We start from the raw sequence: 19,360 nt of genomic DNA, 5'->3' as shown, positions 1-19,360 counted from the left end.
TGTACTCGGAATGAAAGGCTCGAACTGTGGGATTGGCGCTACAATGCCGTCGAACTTCTATTCTAATCCGCCATTCAGGCTCGCTATGTCGAATTCCGCTAACAGCAAACTCCGTGAAGCCGCGCTCGATTATCACGAATTCCCGACCCCGGGAAAGATCGCGGTTTCGCCCACCAAGCAGATGATCAACCAGCGCGATCTCGCGCTGGCGTATTCGCCCGGCGTTGCATTCGCATGCGAAGCGATCGTTGAGAATCCGCTCGACGCCGCGCGTTTCACCGCGCGCAGCAACCTGGTCGGCGTGGTCACGAACGGCACCGCGGTGCTCGGTCTCGGCAACATCGGACCGCTCGCGTCGAAGCCGGTGATGGAAGGCAAGGCCGCGCTCTTCAAGAAGTTCGCCGGCATCGACGTGTTCGACATCGAGCTCAATGAAACGGACCCGCACAAGCTGGTCGACGTGATCGCCGCGCTCGAGCCGACCTTCGGCGGCATCAACCTCGAAGACATCAAGGCGCCGGACTGCTTTATCGTCGAGCGTGAAGCGCGCAAGCGGATGAAGATTCCGGTCTTCCACGACGACCAGCACGGCACCGCGATTGTCGTCGCGGCGGCAATTCTCAACGGCCTGAAAGTGGTCGGCAAGAACATCCACGAAGTGCAACTGGTCACGTCGGGCGCGGGCGCCGCGGCGCTCGCGTGTCTGGACCTGCTGGTCGACCTCGGGCTGCCGCTCGAAAACATCACCGTGACGGATCTCGCCGGTGTGGTCTACAAGGGCCGCACCGAGCTGATGGACCCGGACAAGGAGCGTTTCGCACGCGAAACGAAGGGACGCACGTTGTCGGAAGTGATCGGCGGCGCGGACGTGTTCCTCGGCCTGTCGGCTGCCGGCGTGCTGAAGCCGGAGATGGTCAGGCAGATGGCCGACAAGCCGCTCATTCTCGCGCTCGCGAACCCGACGCCGGAAATCCTGCCGGAAGCCGCGCGCGAAGTGCGTCCGGACGCGGTGATCGCCACCGGCCGCACCGACTATCCGAACCAGGTCAACAACGTTCTGTGCTTCCCGTTTATCTTCCGCGGCGCATTGGATGTGGGCGCAACCACTATCACGCGTGAGATGGAAATCGCCGCGGTGAATGCGATTGCCGAGCTTGCTCGCCAGGAACAGAGCGATATCGTCGCGACCGCGTATGGCATTCAAGATTTGTCGTTCGGGCCCGAGTACCTGATTCCGAAGCCGTTCGATCCGCGCCTGATCGTCAAGGTCGCGCCGGCCGTCGCGAAGGCCGCGATGGATGCGGGCGTCGCGACCCGTCCGATCGAAGACATGGACGCGTACGAGCAGCATCTGCAGCAGTTCGTGTATCACAGCGGCACGACGATGAAGCCGATCTTCCAGCTCGCGCGCAGCGTCGAGGCCGAGAAGAAGCGCATCGTGTTCGCCGAGGGCGAGGAAGAGCGCGTGCTGCGCGCGGTGCAGATCGTCGTCGACGAAAAGCTCGCGCGGCCGATTCTGATCGGCCGGCCGGCGGTGATCGAGCAGCGCATTGCGCGCTATGGTCTGCGTCTGGTGGCGGGCCAGGACTACACGATCGTCAATACCGACCACGACGAACGCTATCGCGACTTCTGGCAAACGTACGCGAAGATGATGGCGCGCAAGGGCATCAGCGAGCAGATGGCGAAGCTCGAAATGCGCCGCCGCACGACGCTGATCGGCTCGATGCTCGTGAAGAAGGGCGAAGCCGACGGCATGATCTGCGGCACGATCAGCACGACGCACCGCCATCTGCACTTTATCGACCAGGTGATCGGCAAGAAGGAAAACGCGAGCGTCTATGCGGCGATGAACGCGCTGGTGCTGCCGAACCGGCAGATCTTCATCGTCGATACACACGTGAACGTCGATCCGACGCCTGAACAGCTGTGCGAAATCACGGTGATGGCGGCTGAGGAAGTGCGCCGTTTCGGCATCGAGCCGAAGGTTGCGCTGGTGTCGCATTCGAACTTCGGCACGAGCAACGCGCCGTCCGCGCAGAAGATGCGCGAGGTGCTGGCAATGCTGAAAGAACACGCGCCGGACCTGCAGGTGGATGGCGAAATGCACGGCGACGTCGCGCTCGACGCGAACCTGCGCCGCGAGATCCTGCCGGAATCGACGCTCGAAGGCGATGCGAACCTGCTGGTGCTGCCGAATATCGATGCGGCGAACATCTCGTACAACCTGCTGAAGACGGCCGCGGGCAACAACATCGCGATCGGCCCGATGCTGCTGGGCGCGGCAAAGCCGGTGCACGTGCTGACCGCATCGGCGACGGTGCGCCGCATCGTCAACATGACGGCGCTGCTCGTGGCGGATGTGTCCGCCGCGCGTTAAAGCTACGCGAACGGGCGAACGGTAGCGCGAACGTCAGCAACGTGAGGCGCGCGTCGCCTCGCATCGAACCGCCGCGGTCAAGCGCAAGCGAACCGCGGCGTTTTCTTTTTTCGCCAACCGGTTGTGGCCTTCCCGTCAAAAAAAGGCGTGCCCGCAACGGGCACGCCCAGGGTGAGCAGGGGAATGAATCACCCAAAAAAGGCCGGATGCTGGCGCTCCGTTTTGCAGAACACCCGAGGCAAGGAGGCATGAGGTATTGCCCCGCATCGCGCCCTGGTTGAATTTTATCTTGTTTGAGATAAATTTATCTGTAAAGAGTTGTCAAGGCCGTGGGTCGCGCACGATTTGCCGGTTTTGGGGTCGTCATGGCTAAAACCTTTCATTTCCCGAACGAACGTTGCTTCCGGGGTCCATTAGCGATACCCTTACGACTTTCATGGTCGTCAAACTCGTGATCTAACAGCGGGAACCCTGATTCATGGCACGCGGGTGGCTTCGCAACGGCGTGCTGGTCGCCGTCCTGTCGGTCGGCGGTCTGGGCAGCGGTTTTGTGCCTGCGGCCGGTTTTTGTCCTGTCGCGTTTGGCCGCGACGTCACGGCACTGGGCAGCACTGGCACCGTAGCGGTGGCGCAGCTGCCGCGGGAAGCAGTCAATACTTTGAACTTGATTGCAGCAGGCGGGCCTTACCCGTATGAAAAGGATGGCGTCGTATTCGGCAACCGCGAGCGATTGCTGCCGCCGCATCAACGCGGCTATTACCACGAATACACTGTTCCCACGCCGCGTGCCCATAACCGCGGAGCGCGCCGCATCGTCTGCGGCGGTCCATTAAGGCGAACGGACAACTGTTATTACAGCGACGATCACTACACCAGTTTTAATCGCATCATTGAATGACATCGGGACATACGGCATGAGCGACAACATCTACGCGCACGACCGCAAAGTCGCGAGAGATCTTTTTGCGGCCGGTAACGGCAATCTTTTCCAGCGCGTCATGCAGATGCGCGAGGCCGGAGACGGTCAGGGCGGTACGACGGTCGGGCACGAAGCCGGTACGGCGCCTTTATCGAACGAGGAATCCATGAGTCTTTTTGCGACCGTACGACCGAATATCGTACAGTCGATTCGCGCTTTTCGTGTTCAGGATCTGGCCGACGAAGCGCAGAAGCTCGGTCAGCATTTTCTGTTTGCCTGCTGCGGAAATGCGCAAAGCAAACAGGAAGTGATGGAAACCATCGCGACGTCTTTCCTGTTCCCGAAACACTTCGGCAAAAACTACGACGCGCTGTACGACTGTCTGACCGATCTCGTTGCGAAAGCGGGTGCGCAACCCGGCTTTGTGATCGTGCTCGAAGCGCTGCCGGTGGCGCAGAAATTCGACAAGGAAGCGCGCGAAACGCTGCTCGACGTGTTCCGCGAGGCGGCGGAATTCTGGGCGGAGCGCAAAGTTGCGTTCCGGGTGTTTTACTCGTTCGCGTGAAGCGATCCGGCAGTGGCGTGCCGTCCGGTTTTTCAATGAACCGGTGATGTCCGGCCGCCGCGCCGCGTTTCCAAATGAGAAAGGGCTCGCTGACTGGCGAGCCCTTTTGTGTTTTCCCGGCGGCGCGATGCACATACCGCGGCCGATGCGTCGGGTGCGCAGGGTCTACCAGCCGCCCCAACGCGCAGCCAGCGCGGACAGCACCGCAATGCCGGCGGTTTCCGTGCGCAGCACGCGCGGACCGAGCCCAACCGCAGTGAACCCGTGACTCGTCGCGGCGGCTTCCTCGGCCGCCGAAAAGCCGCCTTCCGGACCGATCAGCACGAGCGCGCGACGCTTCGGTGGTTCATGCGTCAGCGCGGAAAACGGCACACTCGCGCGCGGCGAAAGCAGCAGCCTCAGTTCACCGTCTTCCGGTTCCTTCGGCATCGAGCCGAGCCACGTCGCGAGTTCGCGCGTCGGCAGCACGTCCGGCAGGCGATTGCGTCCGCACTGTTCGCACGACGCCTGCACGATGCGCTGCCAGTGCACCTGACGCCGCTGCGCGCGCTCGCCGGACAGGCGCACGACGCTGCGCGTCGTCGTCAGCGGCGCGAACGCGGACGCGCCAAGCTCGACCGCTTTTTCGATCAGCCAGTCCATCTTGTCGCTGCCCGCGATGCCTTGCGCAAGCGTCAGGTGATACGGCGGCTCGGCTTCGACGTCGCGCAAATCGCCGATGCGCACCGTCGAGCCGCGCCGTTCCATATCGACGACTTCCGCGCCGTATTCACCGCCCATACCGTTGAATAGCGTGATCGTGTCGCCGGGCTGCAGGCGCAACACCTGCACATGTCGATTGACGTCGTCCGGGAGCGCCACGATATCTCCGGGCGTGAGTGAAGTCCCGACGAAGAAGCGGGGCATAAGCGAAGTTCTCATTGATTCACGGCAGATGGCGCGCGAGCGCCCAGCGATAACCGTCCGGATCTTCGATCTGGGCGAAGCGGTCGCCCCAGAACTGATCCTGCGGCTCGCTCAGCGATTTCGCACCGGCGGCGATGGCGCGGGCAAACACGGCATCGACGTCGTCGACATACAGATAAAAGGATTGCGGCGCGATCGCGTGTGCGCTCTTCGGCGTCTTCGCCTGCGAGCCGAATGCGCCTTCCGGCGCGAACATCACGATCAACTGGTCCTGATAGGTCATCTCGACGTGCATCAGCGCGCCGTCGTCATGCACGCTGTCGCGCACGCGAAAACCGAGTGCGGCTTCATAGAACGCGATCGCCATACGCGCATCGCGGACCGTCAGATAGGGCGTCAACCACGGCACTCCGGCTGGGCGTGGGGATGTCATCGAGCTCTCCTGAATCCTGGTGTCGTCCCGTCTGCATAGGCTGCCGGACGCTTCGCTGCCGGACCGCATCCGGAGGGCGCCGGCCAATCGAGCGGGGCATTGTGCATGACTGTCATGGCGACGGCTTTAAGAATCGGCCTAGTTTATCGCGCACCGCATGCGGCGCGGCGAACAGCGCCGCATGCAGCGTCGCGTCGTAGAAACGCAGTCCATAGAGGCCGCGTTGCGCGAGCCGTGCGGCGAGCTCGTGTTCAGTGAGCGACAGGGGGTCGAGCGTGTCGCTCGCCATCGCCATCAGCCAGAGCGAACCATATAGCGGCACGTAGGCCGCAAGCGGACGAACGATCGCGAACACCTGCTGCAGGTCCGTCAAGAGCGCGGCGACGCGTGCCGCATGAAAGTACGGTGAACCCAGATGCAGCGAGAGGGCCGCTTGCGGCGCGAGGATGCGTTTCAGGCCGGCGAGGAAGGCGGTCGTATAGAGGCCTGCGGCAGGCGAATCCGGCGGCGTCAGATCGAAGACGACCAGGTCGAACGACAGGCCGTCCGCGCGGGCGGCGCACTGCGCGACGTATTCGGCTGCATCGCCGATCACGAGCTCGACGCGCGGATCGTCGAATGCGCCGCCATGCACCTCGGGTAAATGCTTGCGCGTGAGGCGCACGACTTCATCGTCGAGCTCGGCGACCACGATCCGCTCGATGCTCCGATGCGCCAGCAACTGTTTCGCCGCGCCGCCGTCGCCGCCGCCGAGCACCAGCGCCGCGCGCGGCGCCGGATGGGCGAGCGCGGCCGGGTGCGTCATGCATTCGTGATAGATGAACTCGTCGCCGCTCGACGTCATCGGCCGGCCGTCGAGCGTAAACAGGCGGCCGAGCTGCGGTGTGTCCCAGACCTCGATGTGCTGATGCGGCGAATCGACGCGCTCGAGTCGACGCGCGTTCGGAAAACCGTAGACGGCGTCGGGCGCGGGTTGGAACAATAGCGAAGCGCTCACGGAACGGCGGTGCGCAAGGGGTGCGCGGCAAGTTGCAATGCGCAGATTATAAGGGCCGCACAGCCGCGCCAAGCCGTCCCGGCAAGGGGGACAAAGCCGATCCTCTGTTAGAATATTCCGCTTTGTAGCCTCGTCCTGCAGCCTCATCCGATTGCTGGCCCCGCAGCACAGGCGGCATCACGGGCGGCGTCACCGGCGCCCTGATTGATCGCCCGGGTTGGCCCGGGTTGGCCCGGGTTGGCCCGGATCGGCCTCGCGAGGTCTGCCGAGGCACGCCGAGGTTGACTGGCCGCCAGGCTTGCGGGCTACCGCCCGCACTTCGCTTTTTGGACTCGTTCTCCGGATCAGACATGACGACCTCCTCTCCCGCCCCGACCTCCCTGATGGCCAACGCAATTCGCGCGCTGGCTATGGACGCTGTTCAGCAGGCGAACTCAGGCCACCCCGGTATGCCGATGGGCATGGCGGAAATTGCAGTTGCGCTGTGGTCGCGCCATCTGCGTCATAACCCGAAGAATCCGCATTGGGCCGACCGCGATCGCTTCGTGCTGTCGAACGGGCACGGCTCGATGCTGCTGTACTCGCTGCTGCATCTGACCGGCTACGACCTGCCGATGGAAGAACTGAAGAACTTCCGTCAACTGCATTCGAAGACGCCGGGCCACCCGGAATACGGCATGACGGCCGGCGTCGAGACGACCACCGGCCCGCTCGGCCAGGGTCTCGCGAATTCGGTCGGCATGGCGCTGGCGGAGGCGCTGCTCGCCGAGGAGTTCAACAAGCCCGACGCGAAGATCGTCGATCACCACACGTACGTGTTCCTCGGCGACGGCTGTCTGATGGAAGGCATCTCGCACGAAGCCTGTTCATTCGCGGGCACGCTGAAGCTGAACAAGCTCATCTGCTTCTACGACGACAACGGCATTTCGATCGACGGCGAAGTGGTGAACTGGTTCCACGACGACACGCCGAAGCGCTTCGAAGCGTACGGCTGGAACGTGATCCCGAACGTGAAGGGCGACGATGTCGACGCGGTCGATGCGGCGATCAGGAAAGCGAAGCAGTCGGACAAGCCCACATTGATCTGCTGCAAGACGGTGATCGGCGAAGGCGCGCCGCACAAGGCGGGTTCGCACGATGCGCACGGCGCGCCGCTCGGCGCCGACGAAATCGCGGCGACGCGCAAGAACATCGGCTGGACCTCGGAGCCGTTCGTGATTCCGCAGGATGTCTATGCGGCGTGGGACGCGAAGGAGTCGGGCGCGAGCGTCGAAGGCGAGTGGAACAGGCGTTTCGCCGACTACCGCGCGAAGTACCCGCATGAGGCGGCCGAGTTCGAACGCCGGATGGCCGGCAAGCTGCCCGCGGACTGGGCGCACAAGGCGCAGGCCATCATCGCCGGCGCGAACGATCGCAAGGAAACCGTCGCGACGCGCAAGGCGTCGCAGCAGGCCATCGAAGGCCTCGCCGCGGTGCTGCCGGAACTGCTCGGCGGTTCGGCCGACCTGACGGGCTCGAATCTCACGAACTGGAAGGCGAGCAAGCCGGTGCGCGCGCGCAAGGAAGGCGCGAGCGGCATCCAGTGGGGCAATCACATCAACTACGGCGTGCGCGAGTTCGGCATGAGCGCCGCGCTGAACGGCATGACCGTGCACGGCGGCTACAAGGCGTTCGGCGGCACCTTCCTGACGTTCTCCGACTACAGCCGCAACGCGCTGCGCGTCGCCGCGCTGATGAAGGCGCCGAGCATTTTCGTGTTCACCCACGATTCGATCGGTCTGGGCGAAGACGGCCCGACGCACCAGTCCATCGAACATGTCGCGAGCTTGCGTCTGATTCCGCATATGACGGTGTGGCGTCCGGCTGATACCGTGGAAACCGCGGTGGCGTGGACCCAGGCGATCGAGCACAAAGGTCCGTCGTGCCTGATCTTCAGCCGGCAGAATCTGCAGTTCTCGGAGCGCACCGACGCGCAGATCGCGAATATCGCGAAGGGCGGCTATGTGCTGCGCGACTGGAGCGACGATGTCCCCGCGCGCAAGGTGATCCTGATCGCGACCGGCTCGGAAGTGGAGCTGGCGATGAAGGCGGTCGAGCCGCTCGCGCGCGAGGGCATCGCGGCGCGCGTCGTGTCGATGCCGTCGACCAACGCGTTCGATCGCCAGGACGCCGCGTATCGCGAACGCGTGTTGCCGGCCGGCGTGCGGCGCGTCGCGATCGAAGCGGGCGTGACGGAATTCTGGCGCAAGTATGTGGGCCTCGAAGGCGGCGTGGTCGGTATCGACACGTTCGGCGAATCGGCGCCCGCAGGTGCGCTCTTCAAGCATTTCGGCTTTACCGTCGAGAAGGTGGTGGAGACGGCCAGGGCCGCGCTCGGCTGACGTGCGCCGGCGCCGCGGCCGCGCGCTCGGCGAGAGAGCCGCGGGCGCGGTGCAGCAGGACTGGCAGCGCGGTTCGCAGCCGCAACGTGCAGGTTTTTTTTAGTCATCAGGAGAGAGCAATGACGATTCGCGTCGCAATCAACGGCTATGGCCGGATTGGCCGGAACACGCTGCGTGCGTTTTACGAGAACGGCAAGAAACACGACCTGCAGATCGTGGCGATCAACGACCTCGGCGATGCCAACACCAATGCGCATCTGACCCAGTACGACACCGCGCACGGCCGCTTCCCGGGTGAAGTGAAAGTGGACGGCGAGAACCTCGTCGTGAACGGCGACAAGATCCGCGTGCTGGCGAACCGCAACCCGGCCGAACTGCCGTGGGGCGAACTCGGCGTCGACGTCGTGATGGAATGCACGGGCTTCTTCACCACGAAAGAGAAGGCGAGCGCGCACCTGAAGGGCGGCGCGAAGAAGGTGATCATTTCGGCGCCGGGCGGCAAGGACGTCGACGCGACAATCGTCTACGGCGTGAATCACCAGGCGCTGAAGGCCACGCATACGGTCATTTCGAACGCATCGTGCACGACGAACTGTCTCGCGCCGCTCGTCAAACCGCTGAGCGACAAGATCGGCCTCGAAAACGGCCTGATGACGACGATTCACGCGTACACGAACGATCAGGTGCTGACCGACGTGTATCACGAAGACCTGCGCCGCGCGCGCTCGGCCACGCACAGCCAGATTCCGACGAAGACGGGCGCCGCCTCGGCGATCGGTCTCGTGCTGCCGGAACTGAGCGGCAAGCTGGACGGTTATGCGATTCGCGTTCCGACCATCAACGTGTCGATCGTCGATCTGTCGTTTATCGCGAAGCGCGATACGACGGTCGATGAAGTGAACGCGATCATGAAGGAAGCGTCGGAAGGCGCGTTGAAGGGCATTCTCGGCTACAACACGGCGCCGCTCGTGTCGATCGACTTCAACCATAACCCGGCTTCGTCGACGTTCGATGCGACCCTCACGAAAGTGTCGGGCCGTCTCGTGAAGGTGTCGAGCTGGTACGACAACGAGTGGGGCTTCTCGAACCGGATGCTCGATACGGCGGTGGCGTTCGCGAACGCGAAGTAAGCGGGTTCAGGCCGGGCGACGAAGTCAGGCGTTTTAATCGAAAGGCGTTTGGACCCGTCGTTTGGCTGTGCTGCTGTGCAGAAAGGCTGCCTCGCGAGGCAGCCTTTTTTATCGCCAGTGTCAGAAAAAAGTGTGCCGTCGTGCGGCTGCGACGTTCACGATATGAGCGTTGATCGCGTTGCCCGTGGCTTCCGCTGCTGCTCGCGATGTCTTTCGGATCGTAGATCCTGCACCCGGCCCGGCGACGCATGTACGATTCAATCTCGACCCGGGCCAATAGCGGCGGTATGTCTGGCCTGCGACTGCGGGAAAAACCCGCTGAACGGACGGAGAGCGGCGATGAATACCTTACGAATCGAGCGGCTGACGCGCGAAGCCTTCGCGCCGTTCGGCGATGTGATCGAACTGGATGGCGCGCGGCATTATCCGATCAATGGCGGCACGACCGAGCGCTTTCATGACCTCGCGCGCGTCGATGTCGGCGCAGCGGGCGGCCGGCCGCTGATCAACGTATTTCGCGGTCAGCCGCGCGCGCTGCCAATCGAAATTTCGATGATGGAGCGGCATCCGCTGGGCAGCCAGGCTTTTCTGCCGCTTGCCGACCTGCGCTATGCGATCGTGGTTGCGCCGGCCGGCGAACTGGATTCATCGCGTTTGCGTGCGTTTGTCACGCAAGGTTGGCAAGGCGTCAACTATGCGAAAGGTGTCTGGCATCATCCGCTGCTCGCACTCGAACGCGTGAGCGACTTTATCGTCGTCGACCGTGGCGGCGAAGGCCCGAATTGCGACGAGCAATCGCTGCCTGAGCCGTGGCGACTCCTGCTGGAGCCCGGTCTCGCTCAGACGTGAACCGCCGCTGGGTCGCCGCGTCGCTTGCCCGAAAAAAAAGACCCGTTCGATTTTCATCGGAACGGGTCTTTTCGTTTTGACCGTCTACGGATAGGTTGCCGCAACGTCTGATTGGTATGCTGCCGCAACCAGACAGCGCGTCAATGCTTGCGATGCGGGCAGTTTTCCTTCGTGCATGCGCCGTACAGCGCGAGCGCATGTTCCTGCAGGCGGAAGCCGCGCTGTTTCGCGATTGCCTGCTGGCGATTTTCGATTTCGGGGTCGAAGAATTCCTCGACGATGCCGCAATCGATGCACACGAGATGGTCGTGGTGCGTCCCTTCGTTCAGCTCAAAAACCGCTTTCCCCGATTCGAAATTGCTGCGCGTCAGCAAGCCGGCCTGCTCAAATTGTGTGAGCACGCGGTAAACCGTGGCGAGGCCAATGTCCAGCTCTTCGTGCAGCAAATTGCGATACACGTCTTCGGCGGTCAGGTGACGCACGGGGCTGTGCTGGAAGATCTCGAGAATCTTGAGGCGCGGTAGGGTCGCCTTGAGCCCGATATTCTTCAGATCGGTTGGATTGGTCATGGCAAGGGATCCCTAGAGTACAATGCAGGGTTCTAATAGTAATTCGATTTGTCGTTCAGGTCATCTTCGACGGGAAACAACTTGCGCGGCTCAGCGGCCTTTAATTTACCCGCTGAGGGAGCCCGCACGGTGAGGGAAATGATTCCAAAATCTGTATTGTTCTATTGGGGGAGCCGCATGCGGAGTACCTTGCTCGCCGCCGCGGCCGTCGCGCTGGTTGCCGGCTGTTCCACATACGATAACGTGACGCAGAAAATCGCGCAGAGCATCACGCCGTATCGCATTACTGTCGTGCAAGGCAATTTCGTGTCGCGCGAAGCCGCGGCGCAAATGCAGGTCGGCATGTCGCGCGCGCAGGTGCGCCAGCTGCTCGGCACGCCGCTGCTCGCAGACATGTTCCATGCTGATCGCTGGGATTACCTGTTCTATTTCAAACGCGGCTCGACATCGATCGTCCAGCAGCGCGATTTCATCGTGATTTTCGCGAACGATCGCGTTGCGAGCTGGTCGGGCGGTGAAGATTTGCCGTCGAACCTCGAATTGCTTGCCGATATCGACGGCGACAAGGCGGGCAAGAAGGTCCATGCGACAGCGATAGCCGCGAGCGGTGCGAGTGCGCCGGCAGCGGCCGCATCCGGCGCTTCCGCGGCCGTAGCGGCGGCGCCGCCGCTGCCCACGACGCCGGACACCGCGCTGTCACCGACCGCCGAAGCGGCGCAGGCGGGCAATTTGCCGCTTGAAGATCCGAACGCGCAGGCGGCGCAGGCCGCGAACCGGTTGACGAATGCGGTACAGGCGCCGGCGGCGGGAACGACGCCTTCGGTGCGCTCGGGCACGCCGCAGTCCAATGGTGGCGTGCCGCAGAACGCGACGGCGCCGGGCCAGCCGCAGTTCCACTTCCAGCGTCCGGCGCCGCCGTCGATCCAGGGCGTGCCGCAGGACAATCCGGTCGGGCCGACGGGTCCGCAGAGCAGCAATCCGCAGGCGCCAGCGCAGCCGCAATCGCAGCCGTCGTCCTGATCGAGTCCGCCATGAAAATTGCCATTGCCGGCGCATCGGGCCGGATGGGCCACATGCTCATCGAAACGGTCCTGAACGAGCCTGACATGACGCTTTCGGGCGCGCTGGACCGGGCGGGCACGCCGCAACTCGGGCAGGACGCGGGCGCCTTCCTCGGCAAGCACACGGGCGTCGCGCTGTCCGACGATCTCGACCGCGTGCTCGCGCAAGCCGATTGCCTGATCGACTTTACGCGCCCCGAGGGGACCGTCGCGCACATCGAAGCGGCATTGCGCCACAACGTGAAGCTGGTGATCGGCACGACGGGTTTCGACGAAGCGCAGAAGGCGCAGTTGCGCGCGGCGGCGGACACGATCGGCATTGTGTTTTCGTCGAATATGAGCGTCGGCGTGAACGTCACGTTGAAGCTGCTCGAATTCGCGGCGCGTCATTTCGCGCAGGGTTACGACATCGAAATCATCGAGGCGCATCATCGTCATAAGGTCGATGCGCCGTCGGGCACCGCGCTGACGATGGGCGAAGTGATCGCGGGTGCGCTCGGCCGCAAGCTCGAAGAGTGCGCGGTGCTCGGGCGTCACGGCGTAACCGGCGAACGCGATCCGTCGACAATCGGTTTTTCGGCGATTCGCGGCGGCGATATCGTCGGGGACCATACCGTTCTCTTTGCCGGCACCGGCGAGCGCATCGAAATTACGCACAAGTCGGCGAGCCGGCTGTCGTATGCACAGGGCGCGCTGCGCGCGGCGCGGTTTCTCGCAAGCCGTGCAAACGGCCTGTACGATATGCAGGACGTGCTCGGTCTGCGCTAAGCAGGTCAGCGTTAAGTGGGCTGTGGCGTTCGCAGGTGCGTGCGCCGCCGCTTCTTCTTTCCACGCCGGCCGCACGTCGTGTCGCGTCTGGGCCGGATTTCAGGCTCGTTCATCGGGCCGTTCAGGCGTCAGTGTTTCTTTCCATGCGGCCGCGCCGCCGTCCGCGTGCACGGCATCCAGCACATGACGCGAGCGGTTCGCATCCGCGTTCTCGAACAGTGAGGTCAGATGGCAAGCCCTGGCATCCTCCACTACCTGCAAACCAGCGACGCGATTACGCACGGCGTGGCGTATGTGCTCGCCGCGATGTCGATTGCCAGTTGGTGCTTTCTGATCGTGAAAGGCTGGATGCTCGCGCGCGCGAAACGGCAAGGGCCGCGGGCGCTCGCCGTGTTCTGGCAGGCGTCGACGTTATCCGATGGCATTGCGGCGATGAAGCGTGCGGACAGCGAGCGCGTTTTCACGCCGCTTGCACAAGCGGCGCTGCGTGCGTCGGAAGTCGAAACGCCCGGCGCCATGCTGGCGCGTGTCGAGCGCAGCGAACGTGTGGTGCGTGCGTTGCGCGAGGCGCTTAGCCAGTCGCAGCGGCGGCTCGAGTTTGGGCAGGTGTTGCTCGCATCGGTGGGCAGCACGGCGCCGTTTGTCGGTCTGCTCGGCACCGTGTGGGGCATTTATCACGCGCTCGGCAGTATCGCGGAGAGCGGGCAGGCGATGATCGAAAACGTGGCCGGCCCGGTCGGCGAAGCGCTGATCATGACCGCGTTCGGCCTCGTGGTCGCGATCCCGGCGGTGCTTGCGTACAACGTGCTCGGGCGTCTCGTGCGGCAGCTTTCGGAGGAACTCGACGGCTTCGCGCATGACTTGCATGCGTACGTGTGCGCGCCGGCCGAGCGGCCGCGCGACGTGACGCCGGAGCATGCCGCGGCGCGCGACGCGGCCGCGCACCGGTAACGCGCACAAACGCGCAGCCTGGCGGAGAACGAACGACATGGCATTCGGCGGACTCGACAAGCACAAGACGGCCGCGCCGATGGCGGACATCAACATGACGCCGCTGATCGACGTGATGCTCGTGCTGCTGGTGATTTTCATCATCACCGCACCGCTTTTCACGCACGCAATACGGCTGGATCTGCCGCGCGTCGCGGCGTCGGAAGCGCGCGAGACGCCGCAGACGGTGACGCTGTCGATCGATGCGGCGGGCAAGATCTACTGGGACGACAAACCGGTCACGCTTGACCAGATGCGCGCGCGGTTCGTCGAGGCGGGCAAGCAGAAACAGCAGCCGGAGATTCATCTGCGTGCCGAGCGGACCACGCGCTACGAAGTGATCGCGCAGGTGATGGGCGCCGCGCAGCAGGCGGGGTTGGAGCGGATCGGGTTTGTGACCGAGCCTCCAGCTGTCGCTGACGGAAGGGTGTCCGGCGGAGCCGCGGCTGCTCAGCCTTAGCAGTGGGGTTCCTTCAGCCGTTGTTTCGCGAGAACGTACAAGACGCGCGGCGCGCACACAAAAAACGCGGTTGACTGTTACCGCCCAACCGCGCTCATACGTGAACCCTTCAGGTGCAGGCGTGCGCCGCAGCTTGCCACACGCGCCTGTCCCGGTCCTGCGTGCTTAAAACTCGTAACCCACCTGCACGCGGGCACCCGCATCGCCTGTCGACGTCACGGACACCGCACCATTGGTCAGCCACTTGCCGTTACGCGAACGGTGCGTCACACCGAGCGCCGCCGCCGCGCCGCTCTTGTACGCGCCGCTACCCGCTGCGATGACCGTTTTGCCTGGTTGGGACGGCGTCAGGTTCGGCATCGCCATCGCTGCGGCGATACCCGCATACGAATTCTTCGCGACCTGGTTCACCGTGTTCTGCATCGAGTTGAAGCGCGAATCGGTATAGTCCTTCGCGGTCATGCCGGCCGGCAAGCTGCCGATAGCGCTGTTCATGGTGGCGTTCAACTGGTCGACATTCACTGCGTCGGTGGCTTGCGTGCCTGCCGCGACGTTGACGATCTGGCGCTCGCTACCGGCTGCGCCGACCGATACCGTGTTTGCACGGTCGGCGACGGAGTTCGCACCGAGAGCCACCGAGTTGTCCGCCGACGCCTTCGCGTTCGCACCCATCGCGGTCGAGTGAATGCCGCTTGCGACCGCAGCTTCCGCAGCGCGGCTTCCATTCGCGGTGAACAGCGGGTTCGACGAATCGCCGGCGATGGCGACCACGCTGGCGATTGCAGCGTTCATCTGATCGACGTTGACGGCGTCCATGCCGTCCGTGCCGGCTGCGATGTTGTGGATTGCGGTGCCCCCATCCACGTTGTTGCCCATCGTGACGCTGCTGTAGTTGATCGAACTATCGGTGTTGTGATCGTAGGTCACTGCGGCGTTTGCCGTGCCGTCGGGGTTGATCAGACCCGCGGCTTTGAGCTGGCCGAGGTTCACTGCGTCGGTATCGATCGTCCCCGCAGCCACATTCGTGATTTGACGCTCGGCGCCCGCCGCACCGACAGAAACCGAGTTCACACGATCTGCTACCGAGTTCGAGCCGAGCGCGACCGAATTGTCTGCCTGCGCACGGGCGTTGCCGCCAATTGCGACCGAGTCGACTCCGATCGCTTGCGAATCTGCCAGAGCCGAGTTCGCATGGAAGAACTTGACGCCGGCACCGCTTTCCGTGATGTTGTTCAACGTTTCGTTGATGTTGCTGATCGCGGTGCTGTTGATCGTCGTGCGCTCATCGATGTTTGTGATCGCGTCGCCCACGTTATGAACCGTCGTGCCGTCGACAATGTAGCTCGGTGCTGAGATCGTACCGTCGGCATTGACCGTCGAACCGCCGCCCATTGCCTGAGCAACGGATTCGCTCACGCCGTACAGCTGCGAGCCATTCACCGCGTCCGTGCTGGTGGCGGACACCTGGCCGGAACCGAGCCCGGTAACGTTCTTGCCATTCATCCGCAATTGATCGTATGCGTCAACACCGTCGGCCCTGATGACCAGCTTATCCGTATTGCCAACTCCGATTCGCACGCTGGAGGAGTCAGACAGCGTGACATACGAACCCCATTTACCATCCGGGTCGTATGCAACGATGCCGGCCTGCGTGTTTCCCGCGCCCGAGTCGCAGTCTTGAGTCGAGGTATTGAGTGCGCCGGGAGTCTCACTCGAGAAGCAAGTCTGCTTGCCTCCGCCCTGATCGAGCACGCCGACCGCATACGAATTTGGCGTTGCCGCCTCCGAAGCGATCGTTACAACGCCGCCCGCGGCAATGACGAGCGAAGCTACAGTGCTGGTCGCAGTGAGCGACTTTGCGGCGCGCCCTCTCGAAGCCCTGCGACCTTTGGTCAATTCCGAGGCGACGGTCCATGTGGCAGTGACAGCATTCCAGACGATACGGTAAGCGCGGTTCATAACCTGCTCCCAAGAAATCTAGAAAACGATCCGGGCAGTGCGCTTCGTGCTGTAGAAATGGAAACTTGCAATCGCAAGTTTTTCCGTGGATCTGTTCTTTGGAACAGCCAGCGCAACAAAAAAAATTCTAGGAGTCGGTTATCGGGATGAGGATAGGAGCAGTCTTAATTTGTTTTGTCTCGCGGGGGCCGTCGCGCTTGAATAGTGGTCAAGGTCTGCGTCCGGACAGTGGCACTCAGTCCCAGCTCCGCCGAACGGTATAATCTGCCCTTTCCCGCGTAACGGGATCCAGCAACATTTCACACCCAGCCGAGCACCCGTCCGGTGCATCCGCACCGACCGAGCGACACCACCGAACCATGCACGAAAAATACGTTCCCTCCGACGTCGAACAGGCCGCGCGAGCCCAATGGCAGGCTAGCGACGCGTACAAAACGACGGAAACCGCGGGCAAACCCAAGTTCTATTGCGTGTCGATGCTGCCGTACCCGTCGGGCAAGCTGCACATGGGGCACGTGCGCAACTACACGATCAACGACGTGATGTACCGCTATCTGCGGATGAACGGCTACAACACGCTGATGCCGATGGGCTGGGACGCGTTCGGCATGCCGGCCGAAAACGCCGCGATGGCGAACAACGTGCCGCCGGCGAAGTGGACCTACGACAATATCGCGTACATGAAGGGGCAGATGCAGTCGATGGGCCTCGCGATCGACTGGTCGCGCGAAGTCACCACCTGCAAGCCCGACTACTACAAGTGGAACCAGTGGCTGTTCCTCAAGATGCTCGAGAAGGGCATCGCATACAAGAAGACCGGCACCGTCAACTGGGACCCGGTCGACCAGACCGTGCTCGCGAACGAGCAGGTGATCGACGGCCGCGGCTGGCGCTCGGGCGCGGTGGTCGAGAAGCGCGAAATCCCGATGTACTACATGCGCATCACGCAGTACGCGGACGAACTGCTGAACGACCTCGAAGGCCTCGGCTGGCCCGAGCGCGTGAAGGTGATGCAGCAGAACTGGATCGGCAAGAGCTATGGCGTGAACTTCGGCTTCCCGTATGAGATCGACGGCGAGAAGAAGCTGATGCGGGTGTTCACGACGCGCGCCGATACGATCATGGGCGTCACGTTCTGCGCGATCGCCGCCGAGCATCCGCTCGCGACGCGCCTCGCGCAGGGCAGACCGGACCTGCAGGCGTTCATCGACGAATGCAAGCACGGCGGCGTCGCCGAAGCCGATATGGCGACGATGGAAAAGAAGGGCATGGCGACCGGTTTCCACGTCACGCACCCGCTCACGCAGCAGCAGGTCGAGGTGTGGATCGGCAACTACGTGCTGATGAGCTACGGCGAAGGCGCGGTGATGGGCGTGCCGGCACACGATGAACGCGACTTCGCGTTCGTGAAGAAATACGGCATTCCGGTGAAGCAGGTGGTGGCGGTCGAGGGTCAGTCGTTCTCGACGGACGCCTGGCAGGAGTGGTACGCCGACAAGGAGAATGGCGTGCTCGTCAACAGCGGCAAATACGACGGGCTGACGTATCAGCAAGCCGTCGATGCGATCGCCGCGGACCTGAAAGCGCTCGGCGTCGGCGACAGGCAGGTCACGTATCGTCTGCGCGACTGGGGTATCTCGCGCCAGCGCTACTGGGGCACGCCGATCCCGATCATCCACTGCCCGACGTGCGGCGATGTGCCGGTGCCCGAGCAGGATCTGCCGGTCGTGCTGCCGGAAGATCTCGTGCCGGACGGCACGGGCAATCCGCTCGCAAAGTCCGAAGCGTTCGTCAACTGCGTGTGCCCGAAGTGCGGCGGCGCGGCGAAGCGCGAAACCGACACGATGGACACGTTCGTCGATTCCGCCTGGTACTTCTATCGCTACGCGGCGCCGGACGCGACCACGATGGTCGACGCGCGCACCGACTACTGGATGCCGATGGATCAATACATCGGCGGCATCGAGCACGCGATTCTTCACCTGCTGTATTCGCGTTTCTGGGCGAAGGTGTCACGCGATCTGGGCATCGTGAATTTCGGCGAGCCGGCGAAGAACCTGCTCACGCAAGGCATGGTGCTCAACGAAACGTTCCATCGCGAAGACAAGGCCGGCAAGAAGACCTGGTACAACCCGGCCGACGTCACCGTCACGCATGACGACAAGGGCCGCCCGCTCGGCGCGACGCTGAATGCCGACGGCCAGCCGGTCGAGCTGGGCGGCGTCGAGAAAATGTCGAAGTCGAAGAACAACGGCGTCGACCCGCAAGTGCTGATCGATCAGTACGGCGCCGACACCGCGCGTCTGTTCACGATGTTCGCGGCGCCGCCCGAGCAGCAGCTCGAGTGGTCGGGCGCGGGCGTCGAGGGCGCGAGCCGTTTCCTGCGCCGCGTATGGGCATTCGCGCAGGCGAACGATGCCGCGTTGCGCGAACGCGCGCCGTTCGATGCCGCGCGATTGAACGAGTCCGAAAAGGCGCTGCGCCGCGAGATCCACAGTGTGCTGAAGCAGGCGGACTTCGATTACCAGCGTCTGCAGTACAACACGGTCGTCTCGGCCGCGATGAAGATGCTCAACGCGATCGAAGGCGCGCGCGATATCCAGCCGGGCGTACTGCGCGAGACGTATGGCGTCTTGCTGCGTGCGCTGTATCCGGTGGTGCCGCACATCACGTTCCAGTTGTGGCAAGAGCTGGGTTACGCGGATGAGTTCGGCACGCTGCTGGATGCGCCGTGGCCGAAGGTCGACGAAAAGGCGCTCGAGCAGGCCGAGATCGAACTGGTGCTGCAGGTGAACGGCAAGGTGCGCGGCGCGCTGACCGTGGCGAAGGACGCATCGCGCGAAGCGATCGAACAGACGGCGGTCGCGCACGAAATGTTCGCGAAGTTCAGCGAAGGGCGGCCGGCGAAGAAGGTGATCATCGTGCCGGGGCGCCTCGTGAATATCGTCGCGTGATGGCAGCGCGCGGGCGTGCAGGCTTCGCCGCCGCTCAGC

At 63.3% G+C, this 19,360-nt stretch carries 16 protein-coding genes; 11 read left to right on the top strand and 5 right to left on the bottom strand.

The window, feature by feature from the left end; all coding sequences use genetic code 11:
* Positions 1 to 43 precede the first annotated feature (43 nt).
* The 3 genes from HV675_RS04410 (at position 44) to HV675_RS04400 (ending at position 3,864) form a co-directional block, all read left to right on the top strand.
* The gene (locus tag HV675_RS04410) at positions 44 to 2,380 is read left to right on the top strand and encodes an NADP-dependent malic enzyme (protein ID WP_175109544.1); all 2,337 of its coding nucleotides are present in this window, start codon (positions 44 to 46) and stop codon (positions 2,378 to 2,380) included.
* A 478-nt stretch (positions 2,381 to 2,858) separates the two neighbouring features.
* Entirely contained in the window at positions 2,859 to 3,278 is a 420-nt protein-coding gene (locus HV675_RS04405; RefSeq protein ID WP_175109543.1) for a ribonuclease, read from the top strand.
* Between the two features lie 16 nt (positions 3,279 to 3,294).
* Positions 3,295 to 3,864 carry a barstar family protein gene (locus HV675_RS04400; protein WP_175109542.1) on the top strand — a complete coding sequence of 190 codons (570 nt, stop codon included), beginning with the start codon at positions 3,295 to 3,297 and terminating at the stop codon, positions 3,862 to 3,864.
* 165 nt (positions 3,865 to 4,029) lie between these two features.
* On the opposite strand, the gene HV675_RS04395 is transcribed toward HV675_RS04400, so the two are convergent.
* The 3 genes from HV675_RS04395 to speE form a co-directional block, all read right to left on the bottom strand.
* Positions 4,030 to 4,770, bottom strand: coding sequence for a 16S rRNA (uracil(1498)-N(3))-methyltransferase (locus HV675_RS04395; protein ID WP_175109541.1), 741 nt, complete (start codon positions 4,768 to 4,770; stop codon positions 4,030 to 4,032).
* A gap of 19 nt (positions 4,771 to 4,789) precedes the next feature.
* A complete protein-coding gene (locus HV675_RS04390; protein WP_175109540.1) occupies positions 4,790 to 5,203 on the bottom strand; it encodes a VOC family protein in 414 nt (137 codons plus the stop codon).
* Positions 5,204 to 5,315: 112 nt separating this feature from the next.
* Positions 5,316 to 6,200, bottom strand: coding sequence for a polyamine aminopropyltransferase (gene speE, locus HV675_RS04385; RefSeq protein WP_246270095.1), 885 nt, complete (start codon positions 6,198 to 6,200; stop codon positions 5,316 to 5,318).
* Positions 6,201 to 6,550: 350 nt separating this feature from the next.
* On the opposite strand from speE, the gene tkt reads away from it, so the two are divergent.
* The 3 genes from tkt to HV675_RS04370 all read left to right on the top strand — a co-directional run bounded on the left by tkt (position 6,551) and on the right by HV675_RS04370 (position 10,560).
* Complete coding sequence (tkt, locus tag HV675_RS04380; protein WP_175109538.1) at positions 6,551 to 8,581, top strand: transketolase; 2,031 nt, start codon at positions 6,551 to 6,553, stop codon at positions 8,579 to 8,581.
* 119 nt (positions 8,582 to 8,700) lie between these two features.
* Positions 8,701 to 9,711 carry a type I glyceraldehyde-3-phosphate dehydrogenase gene (gene gap / locus HV675_RS04375; RefSeq protein WP_175109537.1) on the top strand — a complete coding sequence of 337 codons (1,011 nt, stop codon included), beginning with the start codon at positions 8,701 to 8,703 and terminating at the stop codon, positions 9,709 to 9,711.
* Between the two features lie 339 nt (positions 9,712 to 10,050).
* Positions 10,051 to 10,560 (top strand): ureidoglycolate lyase, encoded by a 510-nt coding sequence (locus tag HV675_RS04370; protein ID WP_175109536.1) that lies wholly within the window; start codon positions 10,051 to 10,053, stop codon positions 10,558 to 10,560.
* Positions 10,561 to 10,700: 140 nt separating this feature from the next.
* Here the strand turns inward: HV675_RS04370 and fur are convergent, their stop codons facing one another.
* Positions 10,701 to 11,129, bottom strand: a complete 429-nt coding sequence (gene fur / locus HV675_RS04365) for a ferric iron uptake transcriptional regulator (protein WP_175109535.1) — start codon at positions 11,127 to 11,129, stop codon at positions 10,701 to 10,703.
* A 177-nt stretch (positions 11,130 to 11,306) separates the two neighbouring features.
* Between fur and HV675_RS04360 the strand changes: the two genes are divergently transcribed.
* From HV675_RS04360 to HV675_RS04345, 4 genes are all read left to right on the top strand, one after another.
* Entirely contained in the window at positions 11,307 to 12,149 is an 843-nt protein-coding gene (locus tag HV675_RS04360) for an outer membrane protein assembly factor BamE (RefSeq protein ID WP_175109534.1), read from the top strand.
* Positions 12,150 to 12,160: 11 nt separating this feature from the next.
* Complete coding sequence (gene dapB, locus HV675_RS04355) at positions 12,161 to 12,958, top strand: 4-hydroxy-tetrahydrodipicolinate reductase (RefSeq protein WP_175109533.1); 798 nt, start codon at positions 12,161 to 12,163, stop codon at positions 12,956 to 12,958.
* Positions 12,959 to 13,186: 228 nt separating this feature from the next.
* Positions 13,187 to 13,909, top strand: a complete 723-nt coding sequence (locus HV675_RS04350; protein ID WP_175109532.1) for a MotA/TolQ/ExbB proton channel family protein — start codon at positions 13,187 to 13,189, stop codon at positions 13,907 to 13,909.
* A gap of 37 nt (positions 13,910 to 13,946) precedes the next feature.
* Positions 13,947 to 14,408, top strand: a complete 462-nt coding sequence (locus HV675_RS04345) for an ExbD/TolR family protein (protein ID WP_175109531.1) — start codon at positions 13,947 to 13,949, stop codon at positions 14,406 to 14,408.
* Positions 14,409 to 14,573: 165 nt separating this feature from the next.
* Here HV675_RS04345 and HV675_RS04340 read toward each other — a convergent pair whose 3' ends face one another.
* Positions 14,574 to 16,367, bottom strand: a complete 1,794-nt coding sequence (locus HV675_RS04340) for an ESPR-type extended signal peptide-containing protein (protein ID WP_175109530.1) — start codon at positions 16,365 to 16,367, stop codon at positions 14,574 to 14,576.
* Between the two features lie 359 nt (positions 16,368 to 16,726).
* On the opposite strand from HV675_RS04340, the gene leuS reads away from it, so the two are divergent.
* On the top strand, positions 16,727 to 19,321 hold the full coding sequence (gene leuS, locus HV675_RS04335) for a leucine--tRNA ligase (protein WP_175109529.1): 2,595 nt from the start codon (positions 16,727 to 16,729) through the stop codon (positions 19,319 to 19,321).
* Positions 19,322 to 19,360: the final 39 nt, after the last annotated feature.

The sequence above is a fragment of the Paraburkholderia solisilvae genome (genome assembly GCF_902859875.1).
Classification (GTDB): Bacteria; Pseudomonadota; Gammaproteobacteria; order Burkholderiales; family Burkholderiaceae; genus Paraburkholderia; species Paraburkholderia solisilvae.
Note: the sequence above shows the minus strand (reverse complement) of the source record. Positions and strands in the feature narration are given on the sequence as shown.

Coding starts and splice junctions, on each gene's coding strand:
- fur (WP_175109535.1), bottom strand. CDS start 11,129: ATGACCAATCCAACCGATCTGAAGAATATCGGGCTCAAGGCGACCCTA.
- HV675_RS04370 (WP_175109536.1), top strand. CDS start 10,051: ATGAATACCTTACGAATCGAGCGGCTGACGCGCGAAGCCTTCGCGCCG.
- leuS (WP_175109529.1), top strand. CDS start 16,727: ATGCACGAAAAATACGTTCCCTCCGACGTCGAACAGGCCGCGCGAGCC.
- gap (WP_175109537.1), top strand. CDS start 8,701: ATGACGATTCGCGTCGCAATCAACGGCTATGGCCGGATTGGCCGGAAC.
- dapB (WP_175109533.1), top strand. CDS start 12,161: ATGAAAATTGCCATTGCCGGCGCATCGGGCCGGATGGGCCACATGCTC.
- HV675_RS04350 (WP_175109532.1), top strand. CDS start 13,187: ATGGCAAGCCCTGGCATCCTCCACTACCTGCAAACCAGCGACGCGATT.
- HV675_RS04340 (WP_175109530.1), bottom strand. CDS start 16,367: ATGAACCGCGCTTACCGTATCGTCTGGAATGCTGTCACTGCCACATGG.
- HV675_RS04405 (WP_175109543.1), top strand. CDS start 2,859: ATGGCACGCGGGTGGCTTCGCAACGGCGTGCTGGTCGCCGTCCTGTCG.
- HV675_RS04345 (WP_175109531.1), top strand. CDS start 13,947: ATGGCATTCGGCGGACTCGACAAGCACAAGACGGCCGCGCCGATGGCG.
- tkt (WP_175109538.1), top strand. CDS start 6,551: ATGACGACCTCCTCTCCCGCCCCGACCTCCCTGATGGCCAACGCAATT.
- HV675_RS04390 (WP_175109540.1), bottom strand. CDS start 5,203: ATGACATCCCCACGCCCAGCCGGAGTGCCGTGGTTGACGCCCTATCTG.
- HV675_RS04395 (WP_175109541.1), bottom strand. CDS start 4,770: ATGCCCCGCTTCTTCGTCGGGACTTCACTCACGCCCGGAGATATCGTG.
- HV675_RS04410 (WP_175109544.1), top strand. CDS start 44: ATGCCGTCGAACTTCTATTCTAATCCGCCATTCAGGCTCGCTATGTCG.
- HV675_RS04400 (WP_175109542.1), top strand. CDS start 3,295: ATGAGCGACAACATCTACGCGCACGACCGCAAAGTCGCGAGAGATCTT.
- HV675_RS04360 (WP_175109534.1), top strand. CDS start 11,307: ATGCGGAGTACCTTGCTCGCCGCCGCGGCCGTCGCGCTGGTTGCCGGC.